1 pseudogene is annotated in these 244 nt (G+C 66.0%); it reads right to left on the reverse strand.

Going from position 1 to position 244, the window contains the following annotated elements:
- Positions 1 to 244, reverse strand: a pseudogene (locus ASF72_RS20610) (HNH endonuclease signature motif containing protein); the annotation flags it as partial.

Here is a 244-nt window from a genome sequence, read left to right on the forward strand (position 1 = left end):
TGCAGCGCCGGCCCCGAGGCCAAGGATCCCGCCGACCTCAGCGATCAGGGAGATTTCCCGGGCCCGTTGATGCTGGTTCGAGATCCCCGGCGGGGTCAGGGCCTCTTCAATCCCCACATACTCAGCAACAGTCAACGCCTTGACCGCCGCGAGTTCAGCCTCAACGCGCCGCACCACCCCGAGGCGCTGTAACCGGTTTTCCTTGGCCCGCTCCAGCAGGTCCTCCCCGGACCAATCATCCTCC

This window comes from Arthrobacter sp. Leaf141 (genome assembly GCF_001424565.1).
Classification (GTDB): Bacteria; Actinomycetota; Actinomycetes; order Actinomycetales; family Micrococcaceae; genus Arthrobacter.